The organism is Pontixanthobacter sp., assembly GCF_049682855.1.
In the GTDB taxonomy this organism is placed as follows: Bacteria; Pseudomonadota; Alphaproteobacteria; order Sphingomonadales; family Sphingomonadaceae; genus Pontixanthobacter.
Genome location: NZ_JBAUIK010000001.1, coordinates 38,219 through 64,014, shown reverse-complemented (window position 1 = coordinate 64,014; position 25,796 = coordinate 38,219). Strand labels below are relative to the sequence as shown.

General features: G+C 58.5%; 32 protein-coding genes and 1 pseudogene. 14 read left to right on the top strand and 19 right to left on the bottom strand.

Going from position 1 to position 25,796, the window contains the following annotated elements:
* The 12 genes and pseudogenes from WA922_RS00335 to hisB all read right to left on the bottom strand — a co-directional run.
* Positions 1–334, bottom strand: a pseudogene (locus WA922_RS00335) (energy transducer TonB); the annotation flags it as partial.
* A gap of 12 nt (positions 335–346) precedes the next feature.
* On the bottom strand, positions 347–829 hold the full coding sequence (locus WA922_RS00330; RefSeq protein WP_424769682.1) for an ExbD/TolR family protein: 483 nt from the start codon (positions 827–829) through the stop codon (positions 347–349).
* Positions 829–1,539 carry a protein TolQ gene (gene tolQ / locus WA922_RS00325; protein WP_424769681.1) on the bottom strand — a complete coding sequence of 237 codons (711 nt, stop codon included), beginning with the start codon at positions 1,537–1,539 and terminating at the stop codon, positions 829–831. Before tolQ ends, WA922_RS00330 begins: the two co-directional genes overlap by 1 nt.
* Entirely contained in the window at positions 1,536–2,030 is a 495-nt protein-coding gene (locus WA922_RS00320; RefSeq protein WP_424769680.1) for a YbgC/FadM family acyl-CoA thioesterase, read from the bottom strand. The genes tolQ and WA922_RS00320 overlap by 4 nt, the downstream gene beginning before the upstream one ends.
* A 67-nt stretch (positions 2,031–2,097) precedes the next feature.
* Complete coding sequence (locus WA922_RS00315) at positions 2,098–2,475, bottom strand: HIT domain-containing protein (protein WP_424769679.1); 378 nt, start codon at positions 2,473–2,475, stop codon at positions 2,098–2,100.
* Positions 2,475–2,789 (bottom strand): phosphoribosyl-ATP diphosphatase, encoded by a 315-nt coding sequence (locus WA922_RS00310; RefSeq protein ID WP_424769686.1) that lies wholly within the window; start codon positions 2,787–2,789, stop codon positions 2,475–2,477. The genes WA922_RS00315 and WA922_RS00310 overlap by 1 nt, the downstream gene beginning before the upstream one ends.
* 75 nt (positions 2,790–2,864) lie before the next feature.
* Positions 2,865–3,035 (bottom strand): hypothetical protein, encoded by a 171-nt coding sequence (locus WA922_RS00305; protein ID WP_424769678.1) that lies wholly within the window; start codon positions 3,033–3,035, stop codon positions 2,865–2,867.
* Positions 3,036–3,141: 106 nt separating this feature from the next.
* Entirely contained in the window at positions 3,142–3,903 is a 762-nt protein-coding gene (gene hisF / locus WA922_RS00300) for an imidazole glycerol phosphate synthase subunit HisF (protein WP_424769677.1), read from the bottom strand.
* The gene (locus WA922_RS00295; protein ID WP_424769676.1) at positions 3,900–4,205 is read right to left on the bottom strand and encodes a hypothetical protein; all 306 of its coding nucleotides are present in this window, start codon (positions 4,203–4,205) and stop codon (positions 3,900–3,902) included. Before WA922_RS00295 ends, hisF begins: the two co-directional genes overlap by 4 nt.
* Positions 4,206–4,239: 34 nt before the next feature.
* Positions 4,240–4,965, bottom strand: a complete 726-nt coding sequence (hisA, locus tag WA922_RS00290; protein WP_424769675.1) for a 1-(5-phosphoribosyl)-5-[(5-phosphoribosylamino)methylideneamino]imidazole-4-carboxamide isomerase — start codon at positions 4,963–4,965, stop codon at positions 4,240–4,242.
* Complete coding sequence (gene hisH / locus WA922_RS00285; RefSeq protein WP_424769674.1) at positions 4,962–5,603, bottom strand: imidazole glycerol phosphate synthase subunit HisH; 642 nt, start codon at positions 5,601–5,603, stop codon at positions 4,962–4,964. The genes hisA and hisH overlap by 4 nt, the downstream gene beginning before the upstream one ends.
* Positions 5,604–5,723: 120 nt before the next feature.
* The gene (gene hisB, locus WA922_RS00280; protein ID WP_424769673.1) at positions 5,724–6,317 is read right to left on the bottom strand and encodes an imidazoleglycerol-phosphate dehydratase HisB; all 594 of its coding nucleotides are present in this window, start codon (positions 6,315–6,317) and stop codon (positions 5,724–5,726) included.
* 85 nt (positions 6,318–6,402) lie between these two features.
* Between hisB and WA922_RS00275 the strand changes: the two genes are divergently transcribed.
* The 5 genes from WA922_RS00275 (at position 6,403) to WA922_RS00255 (ending at position 9,087) form a co-directional block, all read left to right on the top strand.
* Positions 6,403–6,918 carry an SspB family protein gene (locus tag WA922_RS00275; RefSeq protein ID WP_424769672.1) on the top strand — a complete coding sequence of 172 codons (516 nt, stop codon included), beginning with the start codon at positions 6,403–6,405 and terminating at the stop codon, positions 6,916–6,918.
* A gap of 62 nt (positions 6,919–6,980) precedes the next feature.
* Positions 6,981–7,388 carry a hypothetical protein gene (locus tag WA922_RS00270; protein ID WP_424769671.1) on the top strand — a complete coding sequence of 136 codons (408 nt, stop codon included), beginning with the start codon at positions 6,981–6,983 and terminating at the stop codon, positions 7,386–7,388.
* A gap of 88 nt (positions 7,389–7,476) precedes the next feature.
* Positions 7,477–8,142, top strand: a complete 666-nt coding sequence (gene gmk / locus WA922_RS00265; protein WP_424769670.1) for a guanylate kinase — start codon at positions 7,477–7,479, stop codon at positions 8,140–8,142.
* A gap of 322 nt (positions 8,143–8,464) precedes the next feature.
* A complete protein-coding gene (locus WA922_RS00260) occupies positions 8,465–8,887 on the top strand; it encodes a hypothetical protein (protein ID WP_424769669.1) in 423 nt (140 codons plus the stop codon).
* Positions 8,884–9,087, top strand: a complete 204-nt coding sequence (locus tag WA922_RS00255) for a helix-turn-helix transcriptional regulator (protein ID WP_424769668.1) — start codon at positions 8,884–8,886, stop codon at positions 9,085–9,087. The genes WA922_RS00260 and WA922_RS00255 overlap by 4 nt, the downstream gene beginning before the upstream one ends.
* A 491-nt stretch (positions 9,088–9,578) precedes the next feature.
* Here the strand turns inward: WA922_RS00255 and WA922_RS00250 are convergent, their stop codons facing one another.
* The 3 genes from WA922_RS00250 to WA922_RS00240 all read right to left on the bottom strand — a co-directional run bounded on the left by WA922_RS00250 (position 9,579) and on the right by WA922_RS00240 (position 12,821).
* Entirely contained in the window at positions 9,579–10,385 is an 807-nt protein-coding gene (locus WA922_RS00250; protein ID WP_424769685.1) for an SDR family NAD(P)-dependent oxidoreductase, read from the bottom strand.
* Between the two features lie 117 nt (positions 10,386–10,502).
* Positions 10,503–11,642, bottom strand: a complete 1,140-nt coding sequence (locus tag WA922_RS00245) for an acyl-CoA dehydrogenase family protein (RefSeq protein WP_424769667.1) — start codon at positions 11,640–11,642, stop codon at positions 10,503–10,505.
* A gap of 3 nt (positions 11,643–11,645) precedes the next feature.
* On the bottom strand, positions 11,646–12,821 hold the full coding sequence (locus WA922_RS00240) for an acyl-CoA dehydrogenase family protein (protein ID WP_424769666.1): 1,176 nt from the start codon (positions 12,819–12,821) through the stop codon (positions 11,646–11,648).
* Between the two features lie 228 nt (positions 12,822–13,049).
* Between WA922_RS00240 and WA922_RS00235 the strand changes: the two genes are divergently transcribed.
* Genes WA922_RS00235 through WA922_RS00215 form a run of 5 tightly spaced genes read left to right on the top strand, consistent with a single transcriptional unit; the run spans position 13,050 to position 18,877 of the window.
* Positions 13,050–13,895: an SDR family NAD(P)-dependent oxidoreductase gene (locus tag WA922_RS00235; RefSeq protein ID WP_424769665.1), complete on the top strand. Its 846-nt coding sequence runs from the start codon at positions 13,050–13,052 to the stop codon at positions 13,893–13,895.
* Positions 13,892–15,340, top strand: coding sequence for an MFS transporter (locus WA922_RS00230; protein WP_424769664.1), 1,449 nt, complete (start codon positions 13,892–13,894; stop codon positions 15,338–15,340). Before WA922_RS00235 ends, WA922_RS00230 begins: the two co-directional genes overlap by 4 nt.
* 33 nt (positions 15,341–15,373) lie before the next feature.
* Positions 15,374–16,663 (top strand): acyl-CoA dehydrogenase family protein, encoded by a 1,290-nt coding sequence (locus tag WA922_RS00225; RefSeq protein WP_424769663.1) that lies wholly within the window; start codon positions 15,374–15,376, stop codon positions 16,661–16,663.
* A gap of 57 nt (positions 16,664–16,720) precedes the next feature.
* Positions 16,721–17,809, top strand: coding sequence for a Zn-dependent alcohol dehydrogenase (locus tag WA922_RS00220; RefSeq protein ID WP_424769662.1), 1,089 nt, complete (start codon positions 16,721–16,723; stop codon positions 17,807–17,809).
* Between the two features lie 3 nt (positions 17,810–17,812).
* Positions 17,813–18,877 (top strand): phosphotransferase family protein, encoded by a 1,065-nt coding sequence (locus WA922_RS00215; protein WP_424769661.1) that lies wholly within the window; start codon positions 17,813–17,815, stop codon positions 18,875–18,877.
* Between the two features lie 7 nt (positions 18,878–18,884).
* Here the strand turns inward: WA922_RS00215 and WA922_RS00210 are convergent, their stop codons facing one another.
* A complete protein-coding gene (locus tag WA922_RS00210; protein WP_424769660.1) occupies positions 18,885–21,272 on the bottom strand; it encodes a S8 family peptidase in 2,388 nt (795 codons plus the stop codon).
* Positions 21,273–21,727: 455 nt separating this feature from the next.
* Between WA922_RS00210 and dapD the strand changes: the two genes are divergently transcribed.
* From dapD to WA922_RS00195, 3 genes are all read left to right on the top strand, one after another.
* Positions 21,728–22,567, top strand: a complete 840-nt coding sequence (gene dapD, locus WA922_RS00205) for a 2,3,4,5-tetrahydropyridine-2,6-dicarboxylate N-succinyltransferase (RefSeq protein ID WP_424769659.1) — start codon at positions 21,728–21,730, stop codon at positions 22,565–22,567.
* Positions 22,568–22,664: 97 nt separating this feature from the next.
* Positions 22,665–22,817, top strand: coding sequence for a hypothetical protein (locus tag WA922_RS00200; protein ID WP_424769658.1), 153 nt, complete (start codon positions 22,665–22,667; stop codon positions 22,815–22,817).
* A 3-nt stretch (positions 22,818–22,820) separates the two neighbouring features.
* Entirely contained in the window at positions 22,821–23,048 is a 228-nt protein-coding gene (locus WA922_RS00195) for a DUF2945 domain-containing protein (RefSeq protein WP_424769657.1), read from the top strand.
* A 38-nt stretch (positions 23,049–23,086) separates the two neighbouring features.
* Here the strand turns inward: WA922_RS00195 and WA922_RS00190 are convergent, their stop codons facing one another.
* Positions 23,087–24,355, bottom strand: a complete 1,269-nt coding sequence (locus WA922_RS00190) for a dipeptidase (protein ID WP_424769656.1) — start codon at positions 24,353–24,355, stop codon at positions 23,087–23,089.
* Positions 24,356–24,454: 99 nt separating this feature from the next.
* On the opposite strand from WA922_RS00190, the gene WA922_RS00185 reads away from it, so the two are divergent.
* On the top strand, positions 24,455–24,853 hold the full coding sequence (locus WA922_RS00185; protein ID WP_424769655.1) for a DoxX family protein: 399 nt from the start codon (positions 24,455–24,457) through the stop codon (positions 24,851–24,853).
* 6 nt (positions 24,854–24,859) lie between these two features.
* On the opposite strand, the gene WA922_RS00180 is transcribed toward WA922_RS00185, so the two are convergent.
* Both WA922_RS00180 and WA922_RS00175 read right to left on the bottom strand, forming a co-directional pair.
* Entirely contained in the window at positions 24,860–25,111 is a 252-nt protein-coding gene (locus WA922_RS00180) for an SWIB/MDM2 domain-containing protein (protein ID WP_424769654.1), read from the bottom strand.
* A gap of 59 nt (positions 25,112–25,170) precedes the next feature.
* A complete protein-coding gene (locus WA922_RS00175; RefSeq protein WP_424769653.1) occupies positions 25,171–25,779 on the bottom strand; it encodes a YbhB/YbcL family Raf kinase inhibitor-like protein in 609 nt (202 codons plus the stop codon).
* Positions 25,780–25,796: the final 17 nt, after the last annotated feature.

Here is a 25,796-nt window from a genome sequence, read left to right as displayed (position 1 = left end):
CAGCAGAGGCGCGCGTTGCCGGCCGGACCGGCGGCGCGCGTGTCGCGAACGGCTGCGGCGCGGGCTCAGGTACCGTGTCCGCGCTGCCGAGCGGTATTGGCGGCGCGGGGGCATCAGATAATGTCGGCGCAATCGCCGCGCGGCTTTCGGGTACCGGGGTGGGGGAGGTTTCCTCCAGCCCGACATCATCGGCCAGACTGACCGTGACACTGCGCACAGGCTCCACAACCACCGGATCAGGCTTCGCGAGCAGCACCACCAGCAACAGCCCGTGCAGCAGCACCGCCGCGCCCAGACCGGCGATTTCTTCTGTTCGGAGCGTGCGCGTTTCCATCTATCTGTAAAACTATTGCTCTGTGCCTGAACCGCTTATGACCGGCGGCGGCACGGCGGAGCCATTGGTGACCATCTGGATGGAAGTGAAACCAGCCCGGTTCAGTTCCCCCATCACGCCCATCACGCGGCCATAATCCAGCCTCTGGTCAGCGCGCAGAGTGATCGCTGGCAGTTTGCCGTCAGCACCAGGGCGGATGGCCGTCAGCCGCGCTGGCAGCACTCCGGGTGCAAGCTCTTCATCATCGAGGTAAATCACACCGCCCGATGCAATCACTATCGTTACCGGGTCGCGTTCTTCCGGCAATGCCGCGGCACGGCTATCGGGCAAATCCACCGGTACACCCGATGCCAGCAGCGGTGCCGTAACCATGAAAATAATCAGCAGCACCAGCATGACATCGACAAACGGTGTGACATTGATTTCCGCCATTGGCGCGCGTTTGCTGCGCCTGCCCCCGCCGCGCTGCCTGCCAGAGGAGGTGATCGCCCCCATCAGACCCGCTCCAGCTCGCGGCTGAGGCTGGAATGGAACCGGTCGGCGAAACGCTGCATCCGGGCTTCGAGCGAATTCACCCCGTGGCTGAACCGGTTATAAGCAATCACTGCGGGGATCGCCGCGAACAGGCCGATGGCAGTGGCAAACAAGGCTTCTGAAATACCCGGCGCGACCACCGCGAGCGAGCTGTTTTCCTGTGCGCCAATCTGGAAGAAGCTGTTCATGATCCCCCATACCGTTCCAAACAGACCGACAAAGGGCGCGACCGACCCCGTTGTGGCGAGAAAATTGAGCCGGTCAGCCAGGCCATCCGCCTCGTGCGCGACCTGGCTTTCCATCGCGCTGGCAAGCCGCTGGCGTGTACCCTCATGTTCCAGCGGACCGCCCTTGCGCAGCACCGAACGCCGCCATTCGGCAATGCCAGCGGCGGCCACTCGCGCAGACGGGATGTTCTGTTTTGCTTTCTCTTTCACCAGCCGGTCGAAATCGCTGGCTTTCCAAAATTCCGCCTCGAACTGTTCGCACCGCTTGCGAATACCCGACAGGCGCACCGTAAAGCTGACAATGATGGTCCACACCCAGATGCTGGCAAGGATCAGACCCGCCATGACGGCCTGCACCACAATATCAGCGTCAAGGAACAGTTCCAGCGGGTCGAGCCTGGTTGGCCCGGCAACAGCAGCAGCAAGCAAAGAGAGGTCAGTCATTCGGTTTCTTCTTGTAGGAGGATTGTCTCAAAGGCGTCGCGCCACGGCTGCGGCTGGCGGACCGGGCGGCCGCTGGGCGCGACAAAGCCGATCCGCAGATGCGCATCGCACAGCAATTCTGAACCCCTTATTGCGCGCTGGTGCATGGTGACACTCGCCGCTTTCATCTGCGTGCACAGCGTGCGGATCACCACATCATCATCCAGCCTGGCGGGACGGAGATATTTCAGCTGCATATCGGCAACCGCATAGGCGCCCCCGCCTGTTTCGATGGCGGCGCGCTGGTCAATCCCCAGCATACGCAGCACATCGGACCGCGCCCGTTCAAACCAGCGCAGATAATTGGCGTGATAGACAATGCCTGAAAGATCGGTGTCCTCATAATAGACCCGCACAGCGTACAGATGCAGCGGGCCATCAAAGACGCCGCCGGGCGGATGGGGGGCGCCGGGCGGATGGGGGGCGCCGGGAGGATGGGGGGATTTGCTCATGTCGCGCGTGCTTTAGCGCATCGGCGATTCGGGCGGCAAGCGATAGTTGGCGCAGCGCGCCTTTTGCTCAGCGCGAAATCATCGGCCCCAGCGGCTGCTGCCCGAACAAATGGACATGCAGATGCGGAACTTCCTGCCCGCCATCGGGCCCGACATTGGCCAGCAATCTGTACCCTGGCCCGGCCAGATCATGCATCCGCGCGACAATCCCCACCGCGCGGATGAAGCCGGCGATTTCTTCATCAGCGGCCTTGGCCGAAAAATCATCCCAGCTGACGTAGCGCCCCTTGGGGATCACCAGCACATGCAGCTTGGCCTGCGGATTGATATCCGGGAAGGCATAGGCCCACTCATTTTCGTAGATTTTGACCGAGGGAATATCTCCGCGCAGGATTTTGGCGAAGATATTGTCATCATCATAAGGCTGCGTCACATCAATCGGCATCAGGCGCTCCTGCTGGCTTTTTCATTCAGGCCGGACACCCCTTCGCGGCGGTCCAGCTCGGCCATCACCTCGGCCAGCGATATACCCCTGTCGCTCAGCAAAACCATCAGGTGGAAAATCACGTCTGCTGCTTCACCAACCAGTTCAGTGCGGTCTTCGGCCAGTGCCGCAACCACCGCCTCCACCGCTTCTTCGCCCAGCTTGCGCGCAATTACCGGTGTGCCCCGCGCAAGAAGCTGCGCAACGTAGCTGGAAGCAGGATCGGCGCCTTTACGGGCAGCGATAGTCTGTTCGAGATTGGTCAGAGTATCCATGCCATGCGTCATGGATGGGCGGATAGGCGCCGTCAATATTTACGGCAATTCGCGATTTACAACAAATCTGGCGAATTATTCGTCATCTGTCCGGCGGCGGCGCGAGACATAACGCCCCACGACGAGGCCGACCAGACCGAGGCCGAACAGCGCAATATTGCTCGGCTCCGACACGCGCGCGCCACTGGCCGAAGCGAGCGCGGGGCTGGCAAGCACGGCAAGAACGAGTGGCAGGATAAATCGCATAACGGTCCCAAAGCAGGACATTGCGCAATCTGGCAAGCACGCGCGTGGAGCCGTCCCGTTATGGAACTGGAGACACCGATTTACTTAATCTGCCGCCTATTGCGGTTCAGGCTCTGGCCGGAAGGCCCGCCGCGCGCAAAGCTGCATGTGCCTGGGCAATGGTATACTCGCCGAAGTGAAAAATTGATGCGGCCAGCACGGCGCTGGCCCCCCCTTGCCGCACGCCGTCAACCAGATGATCGAGCGTACCTACACCGCCGCTGGCGATGACCGGAATACCCACCGCATCGGCAATCGCGCGGGTCAGTTCAAGATCATACCCTGCCTTGGTGCCGTCGCCATCCATCGATGTGACCAGCAATTCGCCCGCGCCCAATTCGGCGCAGCGCCGGGCATGGTTCAGTGCATCAATGCCGGTCGGGGTGCGCCCGCCATGCGTGAAGATTTCCCAGCTGTTGGCGGCTGTTCTGCGCGCATCAACCGAGGCAACCACGCACTGGCTGCCGAAGCGTGCAGCAATTTCTGAAATGACTTCCGGGCGTTTCACCGCCGCGCTGTTAATCGCGACCTTATCTGCCCCCGCAAGCAGCAAAGCCCGCGCATCCTGCGCCGAGGCGACCCCGCCGCCAACCGTCAGCGGCATAAAACATACCTCTGCGGTCCGCTTGACCACATCGAGCAGAGTCCCGCGCCCTTCATGGGTTGCTGAAATATCGAGGAAACACAGCTCATCCGCGCCCGCCGCATCATAGGCCTGCGCTTGCTCCACCGGATCACCCGCATCGCGCAGATCGACGAAATTCACGCCCTTGACCACGCGCCCATCAGCAACGTCAAGACAGGGAATAACGCGGATGCGAACGGTCATATCGGCACCGCGCGGGCCGCAGGGGCGGCCAATTCAGGAGCGGCAAGACAGTCATCCCCCTGACAGTCTTCTCCTGAAAGATAGCCAATCAGCGCGTACGGCCAAAACAGAGACAGGAAGAAACTCATTGCCATAGAATATACGACGCCCTGCTCTCCCCAGCGTTCGGGAATGAATGTCAATGCCAGCAAGGCCAGCGTCAGAAACACCACGCAGTTCAGCAAGGCGATCTCCACCGTCCCGATGGTGATCCCGGCCAGAAAGGTAGAACCCAGAAATAAGGAACCGATAAAGCGCGTCATATCACCGCACAATACACCATCGGCGCCGCGCGGGCTACCGCTGGGCCATCGCCAGCGCGGCCGCCAGATCCAGCCGCCCATCATAAAGCGCACGGCCAGTAATCACGCCTTCGATGCCCTGATCGGCTTGCAGCGCCAATATGTGAATATCATCGAGCCCTTTCACCCCGCCGCTGGCGATAACCGGCAGATCGGTCTGCTGCGCCAGATCGACGGTCGCTGCAATATTGCAGCCTTTGAGCATTCCGTCGCGGCCAATATCTGTGAACAGCAGGCTGGCCACGCCCGCATCCTCAAACCGGCGCGCCATTTCGGCGATGGAGACATTGGATACTTCGGCCCAGCCATCGGTCGCCACCATTCCGTCACGCGCATCCACCGCAACCACAATCCCGCCTTCATAGGCGCGCGCCATGTCTTTCACGAATTGCGGATTCTTTAGCGCCGCTGTGCCGATTACAATCCGCGCTATGCCCGCGTCGAACCAGCCATCGACGTCCTCGGGCGTGCGGATACCGCCGCCCAATTGGACATAGCCGGGGAAGGCCTTGACGATCGATTCGACCGCCTCACGGTTTTGCGCACTGCCCGCGAAACTGCCGTCGAGATCAACCACATGCAGATGCTCTGCGCCCGCTTCGGCAAACAGCATGGCCTGCGCGGCGGGATCATCCCCATAGACCGTTGCGCGGTCCATATCCCCCTCTGCCAGCCGCACGATCTGGCCGCCTTTCAAATCAATCGCTGGGAATACTATCATGGCCGCCATTCCAGAAATCGGGTGAGCAAACCAAGCCCGTAAGCCTGGCTTTTCTCAGGGTGAAACTGCACGCCCAGCATAGTGTCTGTGGCCACTGCCGCAACCAGCCCGCCGCCATGATCGGTCATCGCAGCGATATGCTGCGGATTATCCGCTGCGAAATGGTACGAATGGAGAAAATACGCCTCGCCTGTCTCCAGCAAGGGGGTATTGGCGGCGTGATCGGTCGCGTGAGCAGTCAGCGCGACATCGTTCCAGCCCATATGCGGCACCTTGATCGCCGGATCGGTCACGTCAATCGCGCGGACCGTGCCCGGTATCCAGTCCAGACCCGACGTTTCGCCATGCTCCAGCCCGCGTGTCGCCAGCAATTGCATCCCCACGCAGATACCCAGAAACGGGGCGCCGCCGACATGGACCCGCTCGGTCATTGCCTCGATCACGCCATCAAGCGCGCGTAGCCCCTCAGCGCAGGCGTTGAAGGACCCCACACCGGGCAGCACAATCCGGTCCGCCGCGCGTACCGCATCGGCATCGCAGGTGATAGTGACCCCCCGCGCACCCGCCGCTTTCAGTGCATTATGAACCGAATGGAGATTGCCCGCACCGTAATCAATTAAAGCAATGACTTCCGCCACTGTTAAGCGCCCCGGACGCGAAGCGTCCGCAAGCGCGACCGCGCGCCCGCAGCGACGCGATCTTTGATCGCATGAGCGAGGAAATCGCGCATCCGGATGGATGTGCGCACACAAAAAACCTTACCCACCGAGCTGGCCCTTGGTACTCGGTATCGCGCCGCCTTTGCGCGCATCGAGTTCCACCGCGGACCGCATGGCGCGGGCGAACCCTTTATAAATCGCTTCGCAGATATGGTGATTGTTGGAGCCGTATAGCAGCTCGATATGCAGAGTGATTCCGGCGGTTTGGGCGATCGATTCAAACCAGTGCTGGATCAGTTCGGTATCCCATCCGCCCAGCTTTTCCTGGCTGAACCCGGCTTTGAAGACGCAATAAGGCCGTCCCGAAATATCCAGCGCGACCCGCGCCAAAGTCTCGTCCATTGGCGAAAATGCCTGGCCATAGCGGCCAATACCCGCCTTATCGCCGATCGCCCGTGACACAGCCTGCCCCAGCGCCAGCGCGCTGTCTTCGGTCGTGTGATGCTGGTCCACATGCAGATCGCCGTCGATTTTCATCGTCACATCGATCAGCGAATGGCGGCTGAACTGTTCCACCATATGATCGAGAAAACCGATCCCGGTGGACACATCATAAGTACCGTTTCCATCGAGATTGACCTCGACCAGAATCTTCGTTTCGGCGGTGTTTCGTTCTATTCGGGCAGTGCGCATAGTCGCGGCTATACGCAGGGTTTTGTCAGGTGCAAGGTTTTGCCGCTTGACCCCGCGCATTTGGCCCGCCACCTAGCGTAACGTTATGACCGAAGAAACAGCCGACAGCCTGATCCCCTATGATGATATTGTGCAGGAGGCGCTGCGGGCCGTGGTCGGCCGCGTGCTGAATGAAATTGTCGATGCGGGCAGCGAATTGCCCGGCAATCATCATTTCTACATCACGTTCAAAACCGCCGCGGCGGGCGTGTCGATCCCGGACAATCTGCGTGAGCGGTTTCCCGATGAAATGACGATAGTGTTGCAGAACAAATTCTGGGATCTGGGCGTGGATGAGCACGGCTTCACTGTCGGCCTTACGTTCAACGCGATCCCGGCCAAGCTGGATATCCCGTTTTCCGCGATTACCGCCTTTGTCGATCCGGCGGTGGATTTCGGATTGCAGTTTCAGGCCACGGTTGCCGATATGGCGCCGCAGCCGCATGATGATGCGGAAAATGACGGTTTGGATAGTAACGGGGAACGGCGCGCGCATGAAGCCGTTATAGATAACGAAGACGGCTCCAACGTCGTCTCGGTAGATTTTGGCCGCAAGAAGTAAGCAGCGCATATAATCACTGCTGCGTCCGCGCTTCGCGCGCAGCCCCGGCACAAGGAACGCGCATGACCGACCCGACCCCGACGGCAGAAACCCTTGATGACGGGCCGCAGGTAAGCCGCGCACAGAGTGATCGATCCGTGCCCGGGCCAAGCCCCCTGCCGACATCCAATCTGCTATTGGCCGATATCGCGATGCGCGCAGGCTCCTATCTGCTGCGCGATGTGATCGAACGCAAAATGCTGAAGAAACGCTACGGCTCGCAAGAGGCAAGGGCGATGGTCCAGAACAGGGGCATCGCGCACAAGGCCGCCAGTCTGGCCGCCGGAAAAGTCGCGGCGAAATCGCCCGTCGGTGCGGCGCTTGTCGGCGGGGTGATACTCACCAAGATCATTTTTGATCGCGGCGGACGCCGTAACCAGCGCAAACGCGAAGCGGACCGAAAACTGCTGGAGCGCGCGCAGGACGAATAGTACGTGGCGGATAAACGGGGTACAGCAGAAGTGTGCCCAATGCAGCCGCGCTCTTGATTTTTTACCCTCCCCTGCGCCATGATCACGCATGGCCGAAACAGACATGCATTCGCACCCCGGTAAGAGCCGCCCCGATCTGGAAAGACGCGGCCTGATGTTCATCCTCTCCTCGCCATCAGGCGCGGGCAAGACCACCATGTCGCGGATGCTGCTGACCGCGGACGAGCAGGTGAAACTTTCCGTCTCGGCCACTACCCGGGCGAAACGTCCGGGCGAGATTGACGGGGTTGATTATCACTTCGTCAGCGATGCGCAGTTTGATGCGATGATCGAAAAGGATGAATTTTACGAATGGGCCCCGGTGTTCAATTACCGCTACGGCACGCCCAAGGGCTATATCCGTAAAGGTCTGAAAGACGGGCAGGATTTCCTGTTCGACATTGACTGGCAAGGCACGCAGCAACTCTACCAGAAGGATCAGCAGGACGCGGTCAGCGTGTTCATTCTGCCGCCCAGCCTGCCCGAATTACGCCGCCGCCTCGAAAGCCGTGGGCAAGACAGCCAGAGCACGATCGATGACCGCATGAGCCGCGCGCAGGCGGAAATCAGCCACTGGGCCGAATATGATTATGTGGTGGTCAATGACGATGTCGATCAATGCTTCGTCAAAGTGCGCGAGATTTTGCACGCCGAACGCCGCAAACGGACGCGGCAGACCGGGTTAATCCCGTTTGTGCGCGAATTGATGGGGTAGGGTTTGGGAGAAAAGCAGACAGTCTCGTAACGACCCCATTCCTGCCGTTCGGTTGCGACCTGCCACTTCCTGAAAGCGGCCACGTGTCCATTTGGCTCTTAACGGCTGCAATTGGGACTTTGCTGCCGTTCCCAATGGCGGTGATGATGTGATTGCTAAGATTGACGAGATGGCTCCGGCTCCTGCGAAGCGCGGACCTTACAAGAAGAAAAATTCAAACTGAGACACTACCCAATGCCCTAGACAATCTTTGCGATGTAAAGAAGTTTTAACACCTCTCATGCAATGTAAAGAGGGTCTTACATCGCAGAGGAGTATTCGCATGTCGAAAACCTATTCCGAGAAACAGTCACGCCGTGCTGTTTTGATGGCCGCATCCATTCTTGCGCTCGCTGGCGTCGCGATCGCAATGAAAACGGGGTTCAGAGCATTGGGCGTGGATGACGGAGGTTGGCTTGCCATCGGCTGTATTGTTGTCGGTTTTGCCGCTGTATTCTTGGTAGGCTCGCGCATTTGGAAAGGCCTCGACGATATGCAACGCCAAGGTCATGCGACCAGCTGGTACTGGGGCGGCATAGGCGGCTTGGCTGTTACCGCACTCATTATCAGCGCAACAGGGCTAGCCAAAAGTGAATTCACGTTAGGGGTGGCAACACTAATGGTTATGCAGCTCGCGTGCTCTTTGATCTTTTACGCATTTTGGTGGCTAAAGGGGCGGGGTTTCAGCTTCAGTTCGGGAGAATGAAGAACTGTTTGCGCAGCTACAGGAAAAAGCTGGGTTTAAGCCAGCTTGAGCTGGCCGATGCAATCGAAGTGACGCGGCAATCGATTATTGCGATGGAGGCAGATAAATACGATCCCTCGTTACCGATGGCATACCGCTTAGCTGCGTTCTTCGACGTTCCGGTAGAGGAGCTTTTCTACAATCAGTGGCGGGCGTTTTGAAACGTCCTTGGTAAGGGGTGTGAAATTGCTGGTCCAGACGCCCAAGAGCAGTCCTTCAACTTCCACCCCAATTTCAGTCATTCTGTGTCATATTCCTGATCACAAAAGCGGTCGGTGCGCTGCCTGCCGATAAACACACAACCATTTTCCTACTTAAATCCTTTACGATAGGGCGTGGGCGTTCTTTCACATTGTCGATGGATGCCGCCGTCACTCTTCGTCATTCCTGCGTAGGCGGGAATCTAGGGTGGATGGCATATTGATGGATCGGTGAAGGCAATACCCGCAACAGGCCCCCGGCCCCTCCCTTGCGTGTCTGTATATTCGAAATTCACGTAACTCTATGATATAATGAAATAAATCTTCAAGAACTGCGCTTGACACAGTGTCAATTGTGTCAAGCAAGTGTCAAGCAGAGCCAACAAAAAAGGCCGCCAGATTGCTCCGGCGGCCCTTCCTCATCTATAGGCCCATCGGGCCGTCGGGGTTCTCTATTGACCCGATGGATCGACGAAGTTTCCTGCGCCGATATTTGCATTTACCACGCCCCCGTCAATAGGTATTGTTGTGCCCACTACGTAATCGCCCGCGCGGCTGAGCAGATAGATCGCGCCTGCCGCCATATCCTCGGTCACGCCCACACGGCGCGAGGGGATGCCGCGTTTGACCAGTTCCTCATTATCGCGCGCGGCCCTGTTCATGTCGCTGGGGAATGCGCCGGGGCCGATGCCGTTGACGATGATATTATCGCCGATCAGTTCCGCCGCCATCCGCCGGGTCAGATGGATCAGGCCCGCTTTGGATGCTTGGTAGGGATAGGTTGGCCACGGGTTGCTTTTCATCCCGTCAATGCTGGCAATCATCAGCACTTTTGCGGGGCGCTCGGGCGTTGCGGCGGCTTTCAGAAGCCCGTGCAATTTTTGCGTCAGGAAGAACGGGGTTTTGACATTGAGGTCCATCGTCCGGTCCCAGCCCGCTTCGGAGAAGTCCTTGAACGGTTCGCCCCATGCGGCACCGGCATTATTGACCAGCAGATCAAGCCTGTACTCGCGCGCTGCCAGATCATCTGCCAATTTCTGGATGCCGTCCAATTGCGACAGATCGCCGGTCATGCCGATCACCTTGTCGCCCAGTTCAGCGGCGGTGGCATCGACTTGGTCTTTCTTGCGCGCAACGATGTAGACCCTTGCGCAGCCCGCCTCCAGCAGGCCTTCGACGATCATTTTGCCAATCCCGCGCGACCCGCCAGTGACCAGTGCCACTTTGCCCTCCAGGCCGAACAGGTCCTTCAAATTCATCATACTGCGTTCCTTTTCTTTGACGGCATATCGGTTGCACCAAAAGCCTTGGAGGGGCGGCCAAATGGCCAGCAGCCAGCCAGCCCTGCGGCCCGGCTGTCAGCCGGGCCGGTTCCCTTAATAACCGCTCATGACGGCGACCCGGCCAGCATGGTAATAGGCATCGCCGAGGAATTCCTGCAGCGCGCGGTCGCGCTTCATGAACAGGCCGATATCATATTCATCGGTCATGCCGATGCCGCCATGCATTTGCACGCCTTCCTTCACCGCAAGGCCCGCCGCTTTTGCGACCTTGGCTTTGGCAACGGAAACCATCATGTCGGCCTTGTCACTGCCGCCATCCAGCAACTGACTGGCTTTGATGGTCACCGCGCGGGCAATCTCCACCTCAGAATAGAGATGCGCAGCGCGGTGCTGCAAAGCCTGAAACTCGCCGATAAATTTGCCAAACTGCTTGCGCTGTTTGAGGTAATCAATCGTCATATCCATCGCGCCGCCAGCCACGCCGCAACCCTCGGCAGCGGCACCGACCCGGCCCGCATTGAGAATTTTGTTGAGCACTTCACGGCCGCCATCAACCTCGCCAATAACCGCGTCACCATCCAGCTCGACACCGTCTATTTTCATGTGTGTCGCGACAGAGCTATCGACCAGCCTGACCGCTTCCTGGTCCAGACCGGCGGCATCCTTGGGAACCGCAAACAGAGTGATGCCGTCATCGTCGTCCGCATCGCCCGATGTCCGCGCGGCAACGATGATCATATCGGCGCTGGAGCCGTGAATGACGAAATCTTTCTGACCCGACAGCTTGAAACCGTTGCCCGATTTTTCCGCCCTGGTCCGGACCCGCTCGGGCCGGTGTTTGCCGCCTTCATCAATCGCGACAGCAAACACGCTATCGCCCGACAGCAGACCGGGCAGATAGCGTCCGCGCAAATCGGCGCTGGCATTATTCAGCGCAGTCGCTGCCACAACAGCACTGGTCAGGAACGGCGACGGGGTAAGATTGCGGCCGATCTGTTCGAGCACGATGCCCGCCTCGACAGTGCCCATACCCATGCCGCCATCATCCTCGCCCACCAGAATTCCGGTGAACCCCATTTCGGCAAACTGTTTCCACAAAGCATGGCCAAAACCGTCTTTACAGCCAGTATCGCGCCAATGGCGCAGCTGTTTCTTGATCGAGCCTTCCTCCGCCATAAATTGCGCGGCACTATCGGCCAGCATGGCCTGATCGTCATCATGATAAAGCGGCATCAATCAGGCTCCCGGCAGGTCGAGAATGCGTTTGGCCACAACATTCAGCATCACTTCGCTGGTGCCGCCTTCGATGGAATTGGCTTTGGTGCGCAGCCAGCCGCGCGCCGGTTTGCCGCCGCTGGTTTCTTCGCTGTCCCATTCCAGACTGCGCGAACCGCCCGCACTCATCATCAATTCGTGGCGGCGTTTGTTCAATTCGGTGCCGACATATTTCATCATGTTCGGCTGCGCGGGATGGCCCTTGCCCGCTTTCATTTCATCGAGAAATTTTTCGCCCATCGCGCCGTAGGCCAGCGCATCGACATCGAACATCGCCAGCTCTGAACGGAATACTGGATCAAGCTCGCCGCCATCTTTGCGGGTATGGCGCAGCATTGCGGCACCAATCGCCGATGTGCGGTCACCGCCATCTGCACCCGAAATCATCTCGCGCTCGTGACCCAGCAGATATTTTGCGACATCCCACCCGCGATTAACCTCACCGACGAATTGATCTTTGGGGACTTTGACATTGTCGAAGAATGTCTCGCAAAACGGACTATTGCCGCTGATGAGCAGGATCGGCTTGGTCGAGACACCTTCGCTTTCCATATCGAACAGCATGAATGTGATGCCCTGATATTTGTTGCTCTTGTCAGTTCGCACAAGGCAGAAAATCCAGTCGGCCTGATCGGCATAGGATGTCCAGATTTTCTGTCCGCTGACTTCCCAGTGGTCGCCCCTGTCTTCGCCAAAGGTCTGCATCGAAACCAGATCGCTGCCCGATCCGGGCTCCGAGTATCCCTGACACCAGCGGATTTCACCGCGCGCGATTTCATTCAGGAATTTGACCTTCTGTTCTTCAGTGCCGAATTTCAGCAGTGCCGGGCCAAGCATCCAGATGCCAAAGCTGGACAGCGGCAGGCGCGCCCCGATCGCAGCCATTTCCTGCCGCAGGATCTTTTCCTCGGCAGGCGACAATCCGGCACCGCCATAGGCTTTGGGCCAGGATGGCACGGTATAGCCTTTATCGACGCAGGCTTGAAACCACGCTTTCTGGGCGGCATTTTTGAACTCGGCGTTGCGGCCGCCCCAGTAGATGTCCTCTTCATCGCGAACGGGCTCGCGCATTTCGGCGGGGCAATGTGCCTCCAGCCAGGCGCGGGTTTCGCTGCGAAAAGTCTCTAGATCGGCCATTTCGGTTCCTCTCGATTCAATGTGCTGTTCAGTCTTCTGGTTGCACTGCCCTGGTGGATTGCCGTTTACGTTAAGGGCAAAAACCGGCATCATGCAATGGTATGCACGAGCAAAATTTTCCTGCCCTGCCTTTCCGTAGCGTCAGGCAGCAGCGCACGGCAGACAGGCGTTGACGCGCCTCCCCCCTCCCGTAAGCTGCGCGCATAAAAACAGCATATGGAGAGGGTGATGCGATTCTCTGGCAAGACCGCAGTGGTCACCGGTGCAGCGTCGGGAATTGGCGAGGCATCAGGTTTGCTTCTGGCGAGTGAAGGGGCAACCGTATACGCCGCCGACATTGACGAGGAAGGCGGCGCAGAGCTGGTCAAGCGGTCGAATGGCGCGGTTATATTCCAGCGATGCGACGTCACTTCGACGGAGGACATCAAAGCCCTGATGGACCGCGCCGCTGCGGATACTGGCGGGATCGACATCGTCTTTAACAATGCCGGTGCCGGCGGTGACGGTGCGCCGATTGACGAGATTGAGCCTGCAGGCTGGGATCGGACAATGGACCTGCTGCTGCGCTCGGTTGCCTTCGGTATCCGTTATGCCGTGCCGCATATGACCGGGCGACAGGGGGCTAGCATTATCAATACCGCCAGTGTCGCCGCGGCCGGTCCGGGATATTCGCCTACTGCCTATGCCGTGGCCAAAGCGGGCGTGCTACATCTCACCAAAATGTCTGCTGCGGATCTGGCCAGGCACCAGATTCGCGTCAATGCTGTCCAACCCGGCTTCATCAATACCAACATCTTTACATCCTCGCTCGAACTGACCGGCGAACATGCCGAAATGGGTAAAGCGGCGATTGCTGCGATGTCTGCGGGAGCGCAGCCTGTCAACCGCGGCGGACAGGCGGAAGATATCGCCAATGCAGTGGCGTTTCTGGCGAGTGAGGAAGCCTCCTTCATAAACGGGACCTCGATCGTGGTTGATGGCGGGATCACGATCGGCCCGAAATATTCCTGGGATGCCAACGAGCCCGACATGTTCGAAGCGCTGCGCGCTATGGCGGAGCAGATTAAGCCGTGAGCGGCACCGTGCCGAGCCGCGCGCTGCCGCTGCAGATCAAGCTGGCCAACGGTTTTGGCGCGGTTGCCTTTGGCGTGAAAGATACCGGATTTTCGGTTTTCCTGCTGCTCTATTACAACCAGGTGCTTGGGATGCCGGCCACATTGGTCAGTCTGGCGCTGTTTCTTGCGCTATTGGTTGACGGGATAGTCGATCCATTGATCGGCAATCTGGGGGACCGGACCTATACACGCTGGGGGCGGCGCCTGCCGTGGCTCTATTGCGCCGCTCTGCCGCTGGCGGTGGTATGGGCCATATTATGGGCGCCGCCGGTGAACGGAACGCCCAGCTTCTGGGGCCTTCTGGGTATTGCGATACTGGTGCGACTGCTGCTTTCGGCGTGCGAAGTCCCTTCGACCGCGCTGGTTCCTGAACTGACCAAAGATTATGACGAGCGGACAACCTTGTTCCGTTACCGGTTCCTGTTTGGCTGGGCGGGCGGCCTAACCATGATATTGCTGGCCTATACCGTATTCCTGCCCGGTGATGCGCAATTGCAGCCGCAGGGCTATGCCAGTTTCGGGCTCTTCGGCGGGGCACTCATTTTTATCTCGGTGATGGCCTCGGCGCTTGGCCAGCACCGCCGCGTCGCCCACTTGCCCGCTATCAAGCCTGGCCCGTTTACCGTCAAAGGCACGTTTTCGGAAATTATTGAAGCCTTCTCAGAGCGCGCATTTCTGTTTTTGGCCGCCGGCGCGATCGGTGCCTTTATCAGCCAGGGCATGACGTTTTCCATGAAGCTGTATCTCTATAATTTCGTATGGGAATTTTCCGCTGCGGCCTTTGTGTTTTACCCGATCGTACTGTTCCTCAGCGTGGTGATAGTCTTTTTGACACTCGGCCCGCTGCACAGGCGATTTGGCAAGCACCGGGTGGCGGCTGTTTCCACGCTGATCGCTCTGGTTCTATGGACCACACCCTATCTTTTGCGGTTGGCCGGTATCTGGCCGGAAATTGGCGATACGGCATCACATGCCCTGGTCTATGCATTTGTTCTGGGCAGCAATGTGTTTGCCGTGATGGTCATGGTGTCCGCATCATCGATGGTCGCAGATATTGTCGAGGCATTCGAGGAACGCAGCGGCCGCCGGGCAGAAGGGTCCTTCTTTTCAGGGTACTGGTTCATTCAGAAATGTGCGACCGGGCTGGGTATTCTCCTGTCTGGACTGATTGTTGATGCTGCGGGTATCCCAAACGGCGCGCAGCCCGGCGAAGTCGCCTCCCGCATACTTGATAATTTCACCATATTATATGTCGGTGTATCGATCATTCTGGCGCTGTTCTCCGCCTATTGGCTCAACCGATTCCCGATCCACCGTGCCGACCATGAAGCGCGCATTGCCAGCCTCAGCCCCGGCCGCGGTAATAATAATGGCGAGGTCGACCCGGCCCCTGCAAACCCCTAAGCCATTATCCGAATCAGAAAGGACTAAGACCCCATGAATTTCGACCTGACAGAACGGCAAACCCATTGGCGCGACCGTGTGCGCAATTTTATCGAAGCCAATATCCGTCCCAATATGGATGTGTACAAAGCGCAGGATGCCGAGGGCGACCGCTGGAAAGTGATCCAGGTCATCGAAGATCAAAAGGCCAAAGCGAAAGCGCAAGGTATCTGGAACCTGTTCATGCCGCCGCAGGGCCAGCTGGACCATGTGGATGATAGTTTCGAATTTGATGGACCAGGCCTGACCAATCTTGAATACGCGCTGTGCGCTGAAGAAATGGGCCGCATTGGCTGGGCCAGCGAAGTGTTCAACTGCTCCGCACCGGACACCGGCAATATGGAGGTGTTCCACCGTTACGGCACGCGCGAGCAAAAAGACCAGTGGCTGGGCAAGCTGATGAATGGCGAAATACGTTCCGCCTTCCTGATGACCGAACCTGCGGTGGCATCCTCGGACGCGACCAATATCGAAACCCGGATCGAACGCGATGGTGACGAATATGTGATTAATGGCCGCAAATGGTGGTCTTCTGGTCTCGGCGATCCGCGCTGCGCCGTCTCCATCGTGATGGGCAAAACCGATTTCGAGGCCAAACGCCATGCGCAGCAGAGCATGATCCTGATGCCGAATGACGCACCGGGCGTGAACATTATCCGTCACTTGCCGGTATTCGGATATGACGATGCGCCGCACGGCCATATGGAAGTGGAAATGAAGGACGTTCGCGTGCCTGCCTCCAATTTGCTGCTGGGCGAAGGACGCGGGTTCGAGATCGCCCAGGGGCGCCTTGGTCCTGGCCGCATTCACCACTGCATGCGCACGATCGGTGTGGCAGAAGAGGCGCTGGAGAAAATGTGCCAGCGCCTTCAATCGCGTGTCGCATTTGGCAAGCCAATCTATCAATATTCGGTATGGGAAGAACGTGTTGCACGCGCCCGGATCGATATTGATATGACCCGTCTGCTGTGCCTGAAAGCGGCCGATATGATGGATAAGGTTGGTAACAAATCGGCCAAGCAGGAGATTGCGATGATCAAGGTTCAGGCCCCCAATATGGCGCTGAAAATCATTGATGACGCGATCCAGGCGCATGGCGGGGGCGGCGTGTCAAATGATTTCGGCCTCGCTAATGCTTACGCGCACCAGCGCACTTTGCGGTTGGCGGATGGGCCTGATGAAGTGCACGCACGCTCTATCGCACGGATGGAATTTGCCAAGCACACGGTCGTGCCGAGCGAAACCGATGCGTTAAGCTCTGGCGAGATGGGCGCGACGCGCTAATCTGCATATTCTCTGCGGCATCGCACCGATATCGCAGAGAAACCACAGGAGGAACATTTGGCAAAAGCAGCCATTCTCGAACAGCCTAGACAGGGCCTGGTTATAGCCGATGTCGAACTGGCTGACCCGGCCCCGCATGAAGTCCTGATTGACACCAAGGCATGCGGCCTGTGCCATTCGGATTTGCATTTTATCGACGGGTCATACCCGCATGCCTTGCCGTGTATACCGGGCCATGAGGCCGCCGGCATTGTCCGCGCTGTGGGCAGTGAAGTGCGCTCGGTAAAGCCGGGTGATCATGTGGTATCGTGCCTGTCTGCCTTTTGCGGGCAATGCGAATTTTGCGTCACCGGGCGGCTTGCGCTGTGTCTGGGCGGTGCCACACGGCGCGGCAGCGATGCTGTGCCGCGGATTACGCGTGACGGCGGCCAGACAGTCAATCAAATGCTCAACCTGTCTGCCTTCAGCGAACAGATGTTGATCCACGAAAATGCCTGCGTGTCGATCGATAAAGACATGCCGATGGACCGTGCGGCCCTGCTCGGCTGCGCAGTAACCACCGGTGCTGGCACTATTTTCAATGCCGCCAATGTCACGCCGGGTGAAACCGTACTCGTGGTCGGCTGCGGCGGCGTGGGCCTTGCTGCGATCAATGCCGCGAAAATCGCCGGGGCCGGCATGGTCATCGCCGCCGATCCGCTCAAAGAAAAACGTGAACTCGCCAGCGTGCTGGGCGCAACGCATACGGTTGACGCGCTGGCCGATGATGCCGCAAAGCAGATCCTCACGCTGACCGGTGGCGGCGCGCATTATGCGATTGAGGCTGTCGGACGGCAAGCCTCTGCCGATCTGGCTGTAGCGTCTCTGCGGCGCGGCGGCACGGCGATTATTCTGGGTATGATGCCGCTCGATTGCAAAGTCGGGCTGGGCGCGATGGACTTGCTCGGCGGTAAGAAATTGCAGGGCGCGATCATGGGCGAAAACCACTTTCCCGTTGATTTGCCGCGTCTGGTCAATTTCTACCTGCGCGGGCTGCTTGATCTCGATACGCTGATTGCCGAACGGATCACGCTTGATGATATCAATGCCGGTTTCGACACCATGCGCGCTGGCAATGCAGCACGTTCTGTCATCGTTTTTGGCTGAGGAATGATCATGGATTACGAAAAGGAAATGGTCGGCACTGTCGCTGTGCCCGATGCCGATAAATTGGATGAAGCCAAACTGGCTGACTGGATGGCGGCCAATGTCGCGGGCTTTGCCGGCCCGCTGACTCTATCCAAGTTCAAAGGCGGCCAGTCAAACCCGACATACCGGATTGATACGCCGGCCGCTTCCTATGTTCTGCGCCGCCAGCCATTTGGCAAATTGTTGCCTTCAGCGCATGCGGTCGACCGCGAATATATGGCGATGGCCGCGCTCGGCCCGACAGGTTTTCCGGTACCGGCGGCCTATGGCCTGTGCGAAGATCGGGACGTTATCGGATCGATGTTTTTCGTCATGAGCATGGCGGAGGGACGCAGCCTGTGGGACGGGGCCTTGCCCGCTTCGGACCCGGCCGAACGGACCCGAATTTACAATGCCATGATCGATACGATGGCCGATCTGCATCTTGCCGATGTCGATGCCATCGGGATGCGTAATTTTGGCAAGCCAACCGATTACTGCGCGCGGCAAATCGCCCGCTGGTCAAAGCAGTATAAATTGTCTGAAACCGAAGTGATTCCGGAAATGGACGCGCTGATCGAATGGCTGCCGACGACCATTCCCGATCAGCACGCCAGCAGCATCGTGCACGGTGATTACCGACTCGACAATATGATTTTTCACAGCACCGAACCGCGCGTGATCGCAGTGCTTGACTGGGAATTGTCCACCCTGGGCGATCCGGTCAGCGATTTTTCCTATCTGATGCTGAACTGGATCAGTCCGGTTGATGGCCGCGCAGGCATTGGCGGGCTCGATCACGCAGCGCTGGGCATTCCCACAATGGAGCAAGCCGTTGAACGCTATGTTGCGCGAACCGGATACCCCATTCCGCCAATGGATTGGTACTTTGCTTTCAACCTGTTCCGGCTCGCGGGCATTATTCAGGGTATCAAGAAACGCGTCATCGATGGGACCGCATCCAGCGCCCACGCCAAAACAATGTCCGACCGCGTGATTCCGCTAGTCGAGAGGGCCTATCACTACGCCAGGGAGGCTGGCCTGTGACAGCCGCCTAGAAACCGGCGCTCCATTTGACTGCCACGCCCGCATCACCGGGTGTACCGGCCACATGGCCTGGTTGCTGACGGTAAAACACACTGGCGTAGGCTGCGCCGCCAAAGGCATGGCCGCTCCAAGCCAATTCGCCCATCATTTCGCGGCCACCGGGTGACAGCGCAACAAACCGCTCACCCAAAGTCGCGCTGCCCGTGCTATAATCATAAGCAACCGGCAGATCGATCAGCAAGCCGCCGCCGGAAACGCGCAGCGGCTGTGACAGGCGGAATCCCAGACTGTCGCCCGTTGCCACAACATTGCGGCGGCTTATGTCAAATGCCCATGCCTGAGACTGGAAATCGGAACCAGCGACAACAAAGCCAGCCCGTTCCGCCGATGTGAAGCCGCGCCGCAATGATGCGCCAATCCGCCACTTATTGGCGGGCGAGTAAGCCGCACTGGCATCGATAAAGGCGGTATTTGCCCCGCCCCCGCCAAAGGATTCGTGGAAATAGGCGCCAAGCAGTGTACGCTGTTCAAGCATCACTGTCAGGCCCAGAGCGGTTTCCAGCGACCCGAAACGGCGGTCAGCCGCAATGCCGACGCTGTCAACCCGGCGGCGATCACGGCGGCGCTGCGCCAGCCCGTTTGCAACCCGAAATTCGCCCAGCACAGCGTCACCGGTCTCGGCGCTCAACGTCAGGCCCCAGCTACCGATCTCGCGGCGCAGTGCGAGCGCGGCGTCATTGCTACGCAAGAAGCCTGTATCGCCGCCTGCAGCGCGCGCGACGAGAAACGCCGGACGGCTTTGATCCTGCAATTGCCCCACCAGTCCGGCGGCACCTTCGGCAAAACCAAACGCAATATCGGTGCCAGGCGACAGTTTAACCGCGATTGTACCGGCGATAACCCGTGCCTGCTCCGCCTGTTGAGGGCTGAGCCGTAACGGGGATAGAGGCGCAGAACCGCGATTATCGCCCACGGTGAATGCCAGCGCGATATTTTCACCGCCAGCGCGCACCCGGCGGCCCTGTGGTTCTATCACGCCGAGCAGGCGCGGTTGTATCGATGCGCTGCGGAACCTGCTGCCGACATCATAGCTGTAGGCCCGCCCATATTGGTCGGTAATTACCGCGCCGAGCTGGACATTGGTCAAGGCATCACCCATCGGCGAGGAGGCGATCGCTGTATCGTCAGTCAGCGCGAGCGCGGTGGTGGAACCACCAAGAGACGTGGCGGAGCCCGGCGCAAGTGCTGCTGCGATATCCAAAATACCTCTGCCAAAAACACCGTCGCGTCCGGCGGCACCGGCATCGCGCGCACTGTCGAGCAAGATCGACACGATTTGCGCCCCTGTAAGATTGGGAAATGCCTGTGCCAGCAAGGCCGCTGCACCCGCGACTTGCGGTGCGGAAAAGCTGGTGCCCGAAAACAGGGTAACGAAACGGGCGCCATTCTCGTCGGTTGTAACCCGCAATTCGCCATCTTCGTAAATACAGCAAATCGCCTCGCCGCGTGCTGAAAGAAAGGAGGATGAGAGGTCGCCGGCCCGGTTGCTGAAGTCGGAAAAGTTGCCGTCTTCATCAACAGATCCGACAATGATGACATTGCCGCCCCCTGCGGCCAGCAATCCGGCTGCAAACGGATCGGGCTGATCCGGGTCAATCCCGGCATCGGTTGAATCGCCATCATTTCCAGCCGAAACTACGATCACCAGCCCGGCTGCCGCGGCCCGCGCGATCGCCTCTCGCAAAATACGCGTTGGTGTGCTGCCGCCAAGGCTGAGATTAATTACAGTCGCGCCGGAGGATACCGCCTGGTCGACGCCGCGCGCGATGTCGCGGTCACCAAACCGGCAGCCATCCAGCGCGGCGTCGGTTTCGGTCGCGCAGCTGCCCGGCTGATCACTCCGCAGAGCCAGAATCTGTGCGTCAAACGCAATCCCCACTACACCCGAATTGTCGCGCGCGCCGGCAGCGACAAGCGCGACATTAGTGCCGTGATCATCCTCTGCCTCAGCCGATCCGGTCCCGGCGACATAGGTCGAGTCAGGATGAATACGCCCGACAAATTCAGGGCTGTCGAGATCAATCCCCGTATCAATGATCGCAATTGTCGCGCCGCTGCCAGTGATATTATTCTGCCATGCGCTGACGGCATTGTGGAAGCTCGGCCCGTCTGACCGCCTGAATTCAGCGGTATTGAAATCCGTGATTGAGGGAGGCGGCGGAGGTGGCGGCGGGGGAGGTGGTGGAGGTGGAGGCGGCGGCGGCGGCGGTGGAGGCGCGCTGATCGGGCCGCCGGTTGATCCAGAACTGCCGCCGCCGCAGGCTGACAGCATGGTCAGCGCAGCGAGACATGCAGCAATCTTGAAACTGATCTGGGACGAGCGGGGACCGTTCATAGCTATACTTTCGCAATTCCGCCCACCACAGGCACCATAGTCACAATTGACCAAGCGGGTAAAGGCTTGCTTGCCAATCAGGCTTAACCATACAGCAGCTTTTACAATTCCGGCCTCCGCGTCAGGATCAGGAGCTATTTATCCGTTAGCCGCGGCGTCACAGTAACGATGATATTGGGCGTCAATGCCCGCCGGAAAGGCTGGTTGCCGTATCAGGGGCAGTTCTGCCTAAGATCGAACCAATTCTGACGACCCGGTGCGATTTGACCAATCGCTGCAAACCACGCTGCGGGGATTGATAGGTCCTGACCCTGATATTTGAGCCCAATCATGGGGCCCGGTCATGGGGCCAGGTCATGGGGCCAGGTCATGGGGCCTGATCGCTGGCTGCTTGCCGCTGCCCGCTTCTGCGGCTAGCAGCCGGGCATGGATTTCTTCAAAAGACGGACCGCATTATGACCAGCACTCTTGAAACCGCCATTAACGCCGCTTGGGAAGACCGGGCCAGTATTTCGCAAGACCGCGCCGATATACGCGAAGCGGTCGATGCGGCGCTGACGATGATCGATGTTGGCACGGCGCGGGTCGCGCAGCCGGATGGCAATGGCGGATGGATTGTTAACCAATGGCTGAAAAAGGCGGTGCTGCTGTCGTTCCGCCTGAACGACAATGTAGTGATCGACGGCGGCTCTGCGGGAGCGCCAGGATTTGACAAGGTGCCCTCCAAATTTTCCGGCTGGAGTGATACGCAGTTCCGAGATGCCGGTTTTCGCGTCGTACCTGGAGCCATTGCGCGGCACGGAAGCTTCATTGGCAAAAACGTGGTTTTGATGCCCAGCTTCGTGAATATCGGTGCCTATGTCGGCGATGGTACCATGATCGATACCTGGGCATCGGTTGGCAGCTGCGCCCAGATTGGCAAAAACTGCCATATTTCGGCAGGCACAGGCATTGGCGGCGTGCTTGAACCGATGCAGGCCAACCCGACCATCATAGGCGATAATTGCTTCATCGGGGCGCGGTCTGAAATTGTTGAGGGGGTAATTGTGGGTGAAGGCTGCGTTGTGGCGATGGGCGTCTTTATCACCGGATCAACCAAAATTGTGAACCGTGATACGGGCGAGATTATCACTGGCCATCTTCCGCCATACAGCGTGGTTGTACCCGGCGCGCTGCCCGGCAAACCGCTGCCTGACGGCACGCCCGGGCCATCGCTTGCATGCGCGGTAATTGTAAAAACCGTCGATGCGCAGACGCGTTCCAAAACCGCAATTAACGAACTTCTCCGCGATTAAGCGCATCCGCAGCGGCAATAAACGGGGCCCGCTTCTTGGAACCTTGCACGGTCAGGTCGATTGATTGGGTAAAGGTCCAAGAATTTTTGGAGGTATTATGAATAAAAATGGCGATCAAGTGAGAGTGAACGAAACCGAGGCAAGCGGCGGCCGCAAAGTCGGCGCGATGCGGTGGGTATTGGGAATCAGTCTGACGCTGGCGGTCATTGCGATGTCGGCCGTGTGGATCATTCCGGCACTGGCGTCTTAAATCATGGCCAATTCCAACAGTTTTCAAACACGCCAATATGTTAAATGGAACTGGGGTAATGGTGAAGGAAAAGGCCAGATTACCGAACGGTTCGAACGCGAAGTAACCCGGACGCTGCAAGGCACCGAAGTCACCAAAGACGGTGACAGTGACAACCCTGCCTATCTGATCAAACAGGATGACGGAGATGAAGTGCTCAAGCGCGGATCGGAGCTCAAAGCACAGGACTAAGCCGGGCCAGCCTCGGTGAAACAAGCGCCGGCACCGGATTACGGCGCCGGCGTTTCTATTGGCACCGCGCCCGACGCGCTGGCTTTGAATGTTTCCGCCGCGCGCATCACCCGCATCATGTTACCGAAAGATATCTGTTCCAGTTCGGACTGGGTGTAACCTCGCCGTGCCAGTTCGGTAAACAGCGCGGGATAGGTGGATACATCCTCAAGCCCTTCAGGTGCGAAGGGGATGCCATCATAATCACCGCCTATGCCAATACTGCCAACGCCCGCGATGCTGCGCACATGGTCGATATGGTCTGCCATATCGCCAATATCGGCCACCGGCAGCGGATTTGCCGCATCCCAAAGATCCAGCCGCTCGGTCACAGCGCCAGGTTGTCCTTGCCACATGGCTTCCAATCTGGCTTTTTCTGCGGCACGGTTCGCATTCCATTGCCTCGCTGGCTCGCTGAGAAAGCCCGGCACTGCGGTGATCATGATAATCCCACCATTGGCGGGCAAGCGTTGCAATACGCCATCGGGCACATTGCGCGCGTGTCCATTGATGGCGCGCGCTGAAGAGTGGCTGAAAATCACTGGAGCTTGCGTGACATCCAGCGCATCATGCATCGCCGCCTCGCTCACATGACTAAGGTCAACCAGCATGCCGATCCGGTTCATTTCGCGCACCAAGTCCCTCCCGAAATCGGTCAGACCGTCATGTTCGGGGGTATCTGTCGCGCTGTCAGCCCACGGAGTATTACGCGAGTGAGTCAAAGTCATGTAGCGCGCACCCAGATCGTAGGTTTGGCGCAGCACGGCGAGACTGGAACCGACTGAGTGGCCACCTTCCATACCCAGCAAGGAAGCGATCTTGCCTTTCGCCATAACGGCCTCCACATCATCAGCCGTCAGCGCCAGTTCCAGATCGGCGGGATAGCGGCCGATCAATCGCTTGGTCACATCAATCTGTTCAATCACCGCCTGCACAGCCTCGGGTTCGCTAAGCGAAGGACTGACATAGACAGACCACCACTGCGCCCCAACCTTGCCCGCACGAAGCCGGGTCAGGTCCGTGTGCATCGTCCGGCCCTCCGGATGGTCCGCACCGGTCCCGGTTGTATCCTCAAAATCGAAGTCGTTGATGGTATTGCCAAACCGTGCACGCAATTGGATCGGTACGTCATTGTGACCGTCCCATACCGGCGCTGCCGCCAGTGCCGCTGCAGCGGTTTCTTCCGGCGTGTCCGCCAATACCGGCCCCGCGCCGAGCATCAGCGCCGGAACGAGTGTCAAAAACGAGAGGGTTACGGGCTTTTTCATTTACGATCTCCAGAACACATGCCTAAGGTTCTTTACTGGCGCTTTACCGCAAATAATCGCAGTTGAAATAGCCGCAATGTTTAAGGGAGGAATGCCGCGATGGTGCGCACGGTTTTGCTTTGGATTCTGGCGATCTTATACGCCTTTGCGGGTTATGCCCATCTTGCATCGCCGGAATTCTTCATGCGGATCATGCCAGCATGGGTGCCCTTTGCGTTGCAGATCGTCTATCTTACCGGCGTGGCTGAACTGCTTGGTGCGATCGGGTTGATGCAACCCTGGAGCCCGCGATTGCGTATGGCAGCAGGCATGGGTCTGGCGCTATACGCCCTATGCGTCTGGCCAGCGAATATTCACCACATGATGCTGGATTGGGGCGCGGAGGGCGGATCGAATCTCGTCTATCACATCCCCCGGATGATGGCTCAGCCGGTGATCATCTGGCTGGCATTATGGGTGAGCGGAACGACCGACTGGCCGTTCCGCCCCAAATCCTGAGTAATCCTATGTCAGGTGCTTTGATACCGCAGCAGTCATTTTGAACATGGAAATCTGATCTTTGCCGATCACCGCGCTCAATTTCGCGTCCGGGTTGATCTGACGCTTGTCCTTGCTGTCCTGCAGATCATTGCCTTTGATATACTCCCAGATCTTGGATGTTACTTGCGCCCGTGTCATCGGACCCTTGCCGATTACGTTCTCAAGTTCACCCGACAAAGTCACAGGTTTCTGAAGTGCATTGTTTTTGCCAGCCATAATTATATCCTTTCCAGATTGGCGTTAATATTCAAAAGTGTCGGCCTCTTCATCCTGCCTTACGGCAGGTCATCGCCACCATCGTCATCATCCCATACTTCTCTTTCATATGTTCCGATCAGTATATTGGCGGCGGTGACATGACCTTTCATTGATTTAACAAGATCGGCAATTGAAGAGCCGGGCATCAAAGTCATTGGCAGGTCGAGTGCGAAAATCTGAAACACGTAACGATGCGGCGCGTCATCCTCGGGCGGCTGCGGCAACAGCCATTCCGAATTGCGCTGGGCGTTTTTGCCCACACGCGGCGGCGCCTCGCCTTCCAGCAGCTTGCCCTTCTGGCCGGGCAATCCCCAAACCGCCCAATGGAGCGTTGGCGCATCACCATTGGCATCTGCGTCTTCAACAATAATCACAATTTCCTGAGTGCCGGGCGGCGGCGCGGACCATTCCAGCGGCGGGGCCACTGCATCTTCTTCATCAGCGGTAAAACACGGGTCAAGTTGCTGACCATCATCAAATGCCGGGCTGGAAAAAGAGAATCCGCCGCGCGCAATGCTGCGCTCATCGGCCAATTCGGCAATCAGCAGGCTGGCTGCATGGCTGGGCAATGCTCCACCGGATTTCTCCAGTGCAGCCTTCAGCCAAGCGGGTATGTCTGCAGACATTACGAATTTTCTCCCTT

Excerpts from the sequence above, each read along its gene's own strand:
- WA922_RS00200 (WP_424769658.1), top strand. The coding sequence starts at position 22,665 with ATGAATAAAAATGGCGATCAAGTGAGAGTGAACGAAACCGAGGCAAGC.
- WA922_RS00330 (WP_424769682.1), bottom strand. The coding sequence starts at position 829 with ATGGGGGCGATCACCTCCTCTGGCAGGCAGCGCGGCGGGGGCAGGCGC.
- WA922_RS00245 (WP_424769667.1), bottom strand. The coding sequence starts at position 11,642 with ATGCCGCTTTATCATGATGACGATCAGGCCATGCTGGCCGATAGTGCC.
- WA922_RS00185 (WP_424769655.1), top strand. The coding sequence starts at position 24,455 with ATGGTGCGCACGGTTTTGCTTTGGATTCTGGCGATCTTATACGCCTTT.
- WA922_RS00225 (WP_424769663.1), top strand. The coding sequence starts at position 15,374 with ATGAATTTCGACCTGACAGAACGGCAAACCCATTGGCGCGACCGTGTG.
- WA922_RS00260 (WP_424769669.1), top strand. The coding sequence starts at position 8,465 with ATGTCGAAAACCTATTCCGAGAAACAGTCACGCCGTGCTGTTTTGATG.
- gmk (WP_424769670.1), top strand. The coding sequence starts at position 7,477 with ATGGCCGAAACAGACATGCATTCGCACCCCGGTAAGAGCCGCCCCGAT.
- dapD (WP_424769659.1), top strand. The coding sequence starts at position 21,728 with ATGACCAGCACTCTTGAAACCGCCATTAACGCCGCTTGGGAAGACCGG.
- WA922_RS00180 (WP_424769654.1), bottom strand. The coding sequence starts at position 25,111 with ATGGCTGGCAAAAACAATGCACTTCAGAAACCTGTGACTTTGTCGGGT.
- WA922_RS00320 (WP_424769680.1), bottom strand. The coding sequence starts at position 2,030 with ATGAGCAAATCCCCCCATCCTCCCGGCGCCCCCCATCCGCCCGGCGCC.
- hisA (WP_424769675.1), bottom strand. The coding sequence starts at position 4,965 with ATGATAGTATTCCCAGCGATTGATTTGAAAGGCGGCCAGATCGTGCGG.
- WA922_RS00190 (WP_424769656.1), bottom strand. The coding sequence starts at position 24,355 with ATGAAAAAGCCCGTAACCCTCTCGTTTTTGACACTCGTTCCGGCGCTG.
- WA922_RS00195 (WP_424769657.1), top strand. The coding sequence starts at position 22,821 with ATGGCCAATTCCAACAGTTTTCAAACACGCCAATATGTTAAATGGAAC.
- WA922_RS00175 (WP_424769653.1), bottom strand. The coding sequence starts at position 25,779 with ATGTCTGCAGACATACCCGCTTGGCTGAAGGCTGCACTGGAGAAATCC.
- WA922_RS00215 (WP_424769661.1), top strand. The coding sequence starts at position 17,813 with ATGATCATGGATTACGAAAAGGAAATGGTCGGCACTGTCGCTGTGCCC.
- WA922_RS00210 (WP_424769660.1), bottom strand. The coding sequence starts at position 21,272 with ATGAACGGTCCCCGCTCGTCCCAGATCAGTTTCAAGATTGCTGCATGT.
- WA922_RS00315 (WP_424769679.1), bottom strand. The coding sequence starts at position 2,475 with ATGCCGATTGATGTGACGCAGCCTTATGATGATGACAATATCTTCGCC.
- WA922_RS00305 (WP_424769678.1), bottom strand. The coding sequence starts at position 3,035 with ATGCGATTTATCCTGCCACTCGTTCTTGCCGTGCTTGCCAGCCCCGCG.
- hisF (WP_424769677.1), bottom strand. The coding sequence starts at position 3,903 with ATGACCGTTCGCATCCGCGTTATTCCCTGTCTTGACGTTGCTGATGGG.
- WA922_RS00270 (WP_424769671.1), top strand. The coding sequence starts at position 6,981 with ATGACCGACCCGACCCCGACGGCAGAAACCCTTGATGACGGGCCGCAG.
- hisB (WP_424769673.1), bottom strand. The coding sequence starts at position 6,317 with ATGCGCACTGCCCGAATAGAACGAAACACCGCCGAAACGAAGATTCTG.
- WA922_RS00250 (WP_424769685.1), bottom strand. The coding sequence starts at position 10,385 with ATGAATTTGAAGGACCTGTTCGGCCTGGAGGGCAAAGTGGCACTGGTC.
- WA922_RS00295 (WP_424769676.1), bottom strand. The coding sequence starts at position 4,205 with ATGACGCGCTTTATCGGTTCCTTATTTCTGGGTTCTACCTTTCTGGCC.
- WA922_RS00255 (WP_424769668.1), top strand. The coding sequence starts at position 8,884 with ATGAAGAACTGTTTGCGCAGCTACAGGAAAAAGCTGGGTTTAAGCCAG.
- WA922_RS00310 (WP_424769686.1), bottom strand. The coding sequence starts at position 2,789 with ATGGATACTCTGACCAATCTCGAACAGACTATCGCTGCCCGTAAAGGC.
- WA922_RS00275 (WP_424769672.1), top strand. The coding sequence starts at position 6,403 with ATGACCGAAGAAACAGCCGACAGCCTGATCCCCTATGATGATATTGTG.
- WA922_RS00240 (WP_424769666.1), bottom strand. The coding sequence starts at position 12,821 with ATGGCCGATCTAGAGACTTTTCGCAGCGAAACCCGCGCCTGGCTGGAG.
- WA922_RS00235 (WP_424769665.1), top strand. The coding sequence starts at position 13,050 with ATGCGATTCTCTGGCAAGACCGCAGTGGTCACCGGTGCAGCGTCGGGA.
- tolQ (WP_424769681.1), bottom strand. The coding sequence starts at position 1,539 with ATGACTGACCTCTCTTTGCTTGCTGCTGCTGTTGCCGGGCCAACCAGG.